The 6074-nt window shown below is 63.7% G+C and carries 8 protein-coding genes; 2 read left to right on the top strand and 6 right to left on the bottom strand.

Annotated features, from left to right (window positions below; translation table 11 throughout):
* The 3 genes from ENZ75_RS17805 to ENZ75_RS17795 form a co-directional block, all read right to left on the bottom strand.
* A partial coding sequence (locus ENZ75_RS17805) for a DNA polymerase ligase N-terminal domain-containing protein (protein WP_281061245.1) occupies nucleotides 1-683 on the bottom strand: 683 nt, incomplete at its 3' end.
* A gap of 12 nt (nucleotides 684-695) precedes the next feature.
* Nucleotides 696-1565, bottom strand: a complete 870-nt coding sequence (locus ENZ75_RS17800) for a Ku protein (protein WP_063169649.1) — start codon at nucleotides 1563-1565, stop codon at nucleotides 696-698.
* A 12-nt stretch (nucleotides 1566-1577) separates the two neighbouring features.
* Nucleotides 1578-1817 (bottom strand): hypothetical protein, encoded by a 240-nt coding sequence (locus ENZ75_RS17795; RefSeq protein ID WP_127274001.1) that lies wholly within the window; start codon nucleotides 1815-1817, stop codon nucleotides 1578-1580.
* Nucleotides 1818-1942: 125 nt separating this feature from the next.
* On the opposite strand from ENZ75_RS17795, the gene ENZ75_RS17790 reads away from it, so the two are divergent.
* Together ENZ75_RS17790 and ENZ75_RS17785 are read left to right on the top strand one after the other, a co-directional pair.
* Nucleotides 1943-2083, top strand: a complete 141-nt coding sequence (locus ENZ75_RS17790; protein WP_013528645.1) for a hypothetical protein — start codon at nucleotides 1943-1945, stop codon at nucleotides 2081-2083.
* A gap of 254 nt (nucleotides 2084-2337) precedes the next feature.
* Nucleotides 2338-2724 carry a DCC1-like thiol-disulfide oxidoreductase family protein gene (locus ENZ75_RS17785; RefSeq protein WP_255337212.1) on the top strand — a complete coding sequence of 129 codons (387 nt, stop codon included), beginning with the start codon at nucleotides 2338-2340 and terminating at the stop codon, nucleotides 2722-2724.
* Between the two features lie 15 nt (nucleotides 2725-2739).
* Here ENZ75_RS17785 and ENZ75_RS17780 read toward each other — a convergent pair whose 3' ends face one another.
* From ENZ75_RS17780 to ENZ75_RS17770, 3 genes are all read right to left on the bottom strand, one after another.
* Nucleotides 2740-3123, bottom strand: a complete 384-nt coding sequence (locus tag ENZ75_RS17780) for a DUF1850 domain-containing protein (RefSeq protein ID WP_063169651.1) — start codon at nucleotides 3121-3123, stop codon at nucleotides 2740-2742.
* Nucleotides 3120-5240: a TRAP transporter permease gene (locus ENZ75_RS17775; RefSeq protein ID WP_128278212.1), complete on the bottom strand. Its 2121-nt coding sequence runs from the start codon at nucleotides 5238-5240 to the stop codon at nucleotides 3120-3122. Before ENZ75_RS17775 ends, ENZ75_RS17780 begins: the two co-directional genes overlap by 4 nt.
* 14 nt (nucleotides 5241-5254) lie before the next feature.
* On the bottom strand, nucleotides 5255-6074 hold an 820-nt coding region (locus ENZ75_RS17770; RefSeq protein ID WP_128278211.1), incomplete at its 5' end, for a TAXI family TRAP transporter solute-binding subunit.

The raw sequence follows: 6074 nt of genomic DNA, 5'->3' as shown, positions 1-6074 counted from the left end.
AGCGTGGCCAGCTGCGGCTCGATAAAGTCGAGGCGTTTGCCGGCTTTTGTCTTGACGGCGGCCGGCTTGTTGGAATGCCAGACTTTCGGCTTCTCGCCCTTCGCGGTCTTGCCCTCGCCGACCTCCTCGATCGTCAGGCCGGACTTCACCGATTCAGGCGCTTCCTTGAGGATGTCCTCGCCGGGACGCGCTGCGGCATCGTCCGACTTGATCAGCAGCCAGTTGTCGCGCTTTTCACCCGCTCGCGGCTTCAGCCGCACCAGATGCCATGCCCCATGCAGCTTGTGTCCCCTGAGCTCGAAGCTGATATGGCCCTTTTTCATCGCCTTGGCCGGGTCGATCTCGGGAATCCAGGTGCCCTCGTCCCAAACGATAACCGAACCGCCGCCATATTCGCCCTTGGGAATGGTGCCTTCGAACGGCGCATAGTCGATCGGGTGATCCTCGACATGGACAGCCAGTCGCTTCTCATGCGGGTCGAGGCTCGGGCCGCGCGTCACCGCCCAACTCCACAGCACGCCGTCATGCTCGAGCCGCAAGTCGTAATGCAACCGCGTCGCGGCATGCTTGTGGATGACGAAGATGCCGCCGGCCTCGCCCTGCTTGGTCCGGGCGACCTTGCCGGCCGGTTCGGCGGTTTTCTTGAAATCGCGCTTGGAGTGATATTGTTCGAGGCTGGCCATCCGTTGGGTTCCTCACGCCGATTTGCGTTTGGGCGCGCTGGCTTTCGACTTGGCGCGTTTGGCCGCTGGCCTGGCCTTCGCCGACGAAGATGTTTTCGATGACCCGGAGTCCGACAGGCTCTTCTTCAGCGCGTCGAACAGATTGACGACATTGGAAGGTTTGGGCGCCGCCTTGGCCTTCGGCGCCTTGTGGCCGGCCTTCTTGGCGCGGATCAGCTCCAGCAGCGCGTCCTCGTATTTGTCGTCGAATTTCGAGGGATCGAACTTCGTCTTCTTCTTGTCGATGATCAACTCGGCCAGATCGGTCATCTCCTGATCGGTCTTCACGGGCTCGATGTCGCCGAAGACGGTGTCCGGTTGCCGTACCGTGTTGTCGTAGCGCAGCGTCGTCAGCACCATGCCCTTGCCGAGCGGTTCGATCACCACCGGCCGTTCGCGTCGGTAGAGCACGATACGCGCCAGCCCGGCCATCTTCTTGCCCGCCATCGCATCGCGAATGACGGCGAACGCCTCTTCCGACACCTTGTCGGCGGGCGCCACATAGTAGGGCGTGTCGAGATAGATCTGCTGGATCGAAGCTTTGTCGACGAAACCGTCGAGCGCCATCGTGTGCGAGGATTCGATCTGCACCGCCTCGATCTCGTCTTCCTCGATATGGATGAAATTGCCATCGTCGAGTTCATAACCCTTGATCTCGTCATCCTCCTCCAACGGCTTGCCGGTTTCGGCATCGACATAGAGGCGCTTCACCGTGTTGCCGGTCTTGCGGTTGAGAATGCGAAACGAGACCCGCTCCGTATGGGTGACGACATTGGTCAGTTCGACGGCACAGGTGACCAGCGAAAGCTTCAGATAGCCTCTCCAGGCCGGACGCGGCGCCATGATATCTTCCCTTCAGAACCAGATGAAGGTGAGAACGGACAGATCGCGCTCCAGTTCCGCGCTCCCGCGCCGATCTGGATGCCAAGGGGCCGCCTGAGTGGTTCTGGCCGCCAGCACGGAAATTTCGCGGGCTCGGCAAAAGTTGAAACAGAACCGCGCGCAGGCGACATTCAAACGAAACATATGTGATGCAAAAGTCACATTGGCCGGAATGCCAACCAACTGCACGGAAAGACCCCGAATCAGCCGCATTCCAGCCACGAAGCAAGGCATTTTCGACCAGATATTAACATCACGTTCACCGACTATTCACGCCTCGACGCTATGATGACCGCAATTCGGAAGGGACATCCGAAAATCGGGACAGGGACAAGGTAATGAACTTCCTCGCGCACCTCATCGGCTATGCCGCCGCCATCCGCGAATTCGTTGCGCCGACCTACCGGCCCGAACGCTATTACATGCGCGGCCCCGGCCCGGCCTGCGCCCGTCGCGGCAACTCGCTGGGCGCGCACTGATCATGGCTTTCGAAAATCGCCACAACAGCCGGATCTGCAGGCCGGCCGCCTCTATCCGCGCCACCACCTATCGCGCCGAGCGTCCCGCTCTCGCCGACAGGCGCCGTGCGACATCGCCACGGCTTTGATACCATCGCTGGCCGGCTTAGTGTCATAGGACACGAGCAGCCGAGGCCAGCGTGACGGACCATCTTCAACCAGTTCGACCCCAGTCAACTCGTCCCTTCGAAACAGTTCTCGACTCACGCCATCCATTGATCGTTTTCGATGGCGTCTGCGTGCTCTGCTCCGGTTTCGTGCGCATGGTGGTCAGGCTCGACCGCCAAGGCCGTTTCCGCTTCGCCACCGCGCAGTCGCCCTTCGGTGAAGCGCTGTTCCGGAAGCATGGACTGCGCACCGACTCTTACGAAACCAATCTCGTCCTGATCGACGGCGTCGCCTTCACGCGGCTGGACAGTTTTGTCGCCGTCATGGCGGAACTCGGCTGGCCTTGGCGGGCGGCCAAGGCACTGTTGCTGTTGCCGCGCCCGCTGCGTGGTTGGCTCTATGATCGCATCGCCAGGAACCGCTACGCCCTGTTCGGCAGGAAGGATGCTTGCGACATTCCTTCTCCGGAGCTGCGCAAGCGGTTCCTTGGCTGAGGGTGTGGCTATGCGCTACCGCGGCTGGCTCGTGCCATCCGGCCGGCACGGCTCGAGCACGATCGGTCCGCCTGCCGTCCTCCCCAATTCCCGGCAGCCCTGAACCGTGCACAGTGTCCAGCCGTCGCTGGTTGCACCTGAAGCGGCGAGCACGACGCGCCGCTGCGGGCCGACATCAGGCGCATAGCTCCACCAACCCTCCTTCAGCACCGCGCCTTCCGGCGGCTCCATGCCGGCGCCCGAGCCCTCGATCCGGGCTTCGACCACCTGCAGGCCGGAGGACGTGACCTTCCAGTCTTCTTGCCAGCGCGTCCGTTCCACCGAATGCGTCCAGGACAGCGTGAAGGCGGCGACGGAGAGCGTTACCGTCTTGCCCGCGGCCAGGATGCACAGGCTCATGTTCTGACTGAAGCCTGCCGCGCGCGAAAACAGTGCCAGCCGATCCAGGCCAGCGCCAGCCCCCAGCCGGCCTCGTCGGTGAGCGGCACCGCGGCGACCAGCAGCACGCCGGCGGCGAAGGCGACGAGCCGCTCCCACCACGCCATGCGGGTGACCAGAAAACCGACGGCGGCGGCACCCCACAGCACGATGCCCATGCACGCCTTGGCGACGATGTAGCCGACCTCGACGGGATAGCCGAACTGGGCGGCGATCGGACCTGCGTCCTGCAGCATCAGCGCCGGCGTGTAGACCGCCATGAACGGCACGACGAAGCCGGCAATGGCCAGCTTGGTCGCCTGGATGCCGATTTTCAGGCCGCTTTCCCTGGCCATCGGTGCGGCGGCGAACGCCGCCAGCGCCACCGGGGGCGTCAAATCGGCCATGATGCCGAAATAGAACACGAACATGTGGCTGACCAGCAGCGGCACGCCAAGCTCGAGCAGCGCCGGCCCGGCCAGCGACGAGGTGATGATGTAGTTGGGAATGGTCGGAATGCCCATGCCCAGCACCAGGCAGGTGACCATGGTCAGCACCAGCGACAGGAACAGATTGTCCTCGCCGATCGAGATGATCCAGCCGATGAAGGTCGAGGCGATGCCGGTCAGCGTCAGCGTGCCGATGACGATGCCGACAATGGCGCAGGCAATGCCGACCGGCAGCGCGTTCTTGGCGCCTTCGGCGAGCGAGTCGACACAGATTTGCAACGTCTCGCGGCCGCCCTTGAACGTGAAGCAGGCGACGACCAGTGCGGCGATCACCAGGCCGAGGAGGTTGACGCCGAACTTCATGAACGAAGCGGCGGCAAGCCCGAGCGCGATCCAGAAGACGATGCGGAAGGCCAGCGGCCCGATCGCTGCCGCCAACGGCGTGCCGAGGATGAGCACGATGGTCAGCGCCAGGCCCATCGTGCCGGCGAAGATCGGCGTATAGCCGGCAAACAGCAGGTAGATGAGCGCGGCCAGCGGCAGCACCAGCGGCCAGTGTTGCCGCACCGCGTCCCACGGATTGGGCAGCTCGGCCTTGGCCATGCCGTGCAGGCCCGCCTTGCCGGCTTCCAGATGCACCTGCCAGAAGCAGGCGCCGAAATAGAGCAGCGCCGGGATGATCGCCGCCTTGACCACTTCGGCATAAGGCACGTTCAGCGTCTCGGCCATGATGAAGGCGACCGCGCCCATCACCGGCGGCATGATCTGGCCGCCCATCGAGGAGGTCGCCTCGACGGCGCCGGCAAAAGCCGAGCGGAAGCCGAAGCGCTTCATCAGCGGGATGGTGAACTGGCCGCTGGCCACCACATTGGCGACACCCGAGCCGGAAATGGTGCCCATCAGCGCCGAGGACAGCACGCAGACCTGCGCCGGGCCGCCGCGCCACGAGCCGACCAGGCCAAGCGCGAAATCGTTGAACAGCGCGATCATGCCAGCGCGTTCGAGAAAGGCGGCAAAGACGACGAAGATGAAGATGTAGGCAGCCGAGACATAGATCGGTGTGCCGTAGATGCCTTCGGTGCCGTAGGCGAAGGTGTCGACGATCTGGGCGAAATCATAGCCGCGATGGATGAGCGGCGGCGGCAAATGGTTGCCGAAAAAGCAGTAGGCGAGAAAGATGAAAGCGATGACCGCCAGCGGCAGGCCCATCAGCCGCCGCGCTGCCTCGAAGACCAGCACCACCAGCACCGCGCCGACGATGAGGTCCGGCGTGGTCAGGAAGCCGGAGCGGCGGATCAGATCAGTGTAGAACACCCAATTGTAGAGGCCGGTGCCGAAGCCGAGCGCCCCGAGCGTCCAGAACGCGGCTTTCGCCGGCATGCTCTTGGCGCGCAGATTGGCGATCAGGCCAAAGCCGAGCAGCAGCAGGAAGCCGACATGCATGGCCCTCACCACCTGGCTCGGAATGCTGCCATAGGCGGCGACATAGATCTGGAACACGGAAAAGGCGACGGCGATGAGAAAGGCGGCCTTGCCCGCAAGGCCGTCGCCGAAGCCCGGCGGCAGCCCTTCGACCTGTTCTTCGACGGCAGGCAGATGGAAGGTGGCGGATTTGCCGTCGGTTGATGTTCCAGACGTTGCTTCGGTCATCCGACGGATCCGCCCTACTTCAACAAGCCCTTCTCCTTGTAGTATCGCTCGGCACCGGGGTGCAGCGGCACCGGCATGCCGTCGAGCGCCTTGGCCGGGTCGATCGCCTTGGCGGCGGCATGCGCCGCGGCCAGTTGGTCGAGATGGTCGAACATCAGCTTGGTCATCCGGTAGGCGGTCTCGTCGGAGACATCGGCGCGGGTGATGAGGAAATTGCCGACGGCGGCGGTGGCGACATCCTCGCTCTGGCCTTCATAAGTGCCCTTGGGAATGACCACCGACAGATAGGGCGCGCCGATCTTGGCGACGTCCTCGGCCGGCACCGCCACGACATTGATCGGCACGGAGGTGGCGAGGTCGCGGATCGAGGCGACGCCGAGCCCGGCCGATTGCAGCGTGGCGTCGAGCTGCCGGTTCTTGATCAGCTCGACCGATTCGGCGAAGGGCAGATACTCGACCCGGCCGAGATCCTCATACTTCAACCCGGCGGCGGCGAAGATGGCGCGGGCATTGAGCTCGGTGCCGGAGGCCGGCGCGCCGACCGACAGGCTTTTTCCCTTGAGGTCGGCCAGCGTCTTGATGCCGGACTCCCGGCTGGCGACGATCTGGATGTAGTTGGGATAGATGGCTGCGATGCCGCGCAACTTATCGAGCTTGCCGGGGAAACCGGCCTCGGCATTGCCTTCGGCGGCCAGCTTGACGGAATCGCCCAGCGCAAACGCGATCTCGCCCTTGCCCTGCTGCAACAGATTGAGGTTTTCGACCGAAGCCTTTGTTGCCTGCACCTGGGTGCGGGCAACAAAGGCTTCGGTCGAAAACCTCAATCTGTTGCAG

The sequence above is a fragment of the Mesorhizobium sp. M7A.F.Ca.CA.002.04.1.1 genome, assembly GCF_004022805.1.
GTDB lineage: Bacteria > Pseudomonadota > Alphaproteobacteria > Rhizobiales > Rhizobiaceae > Mesorhizobium > Mesorhizobium ciceri.
This window is presented reverse-complemented; position numbering and strand designations above follow the sequence as displayed.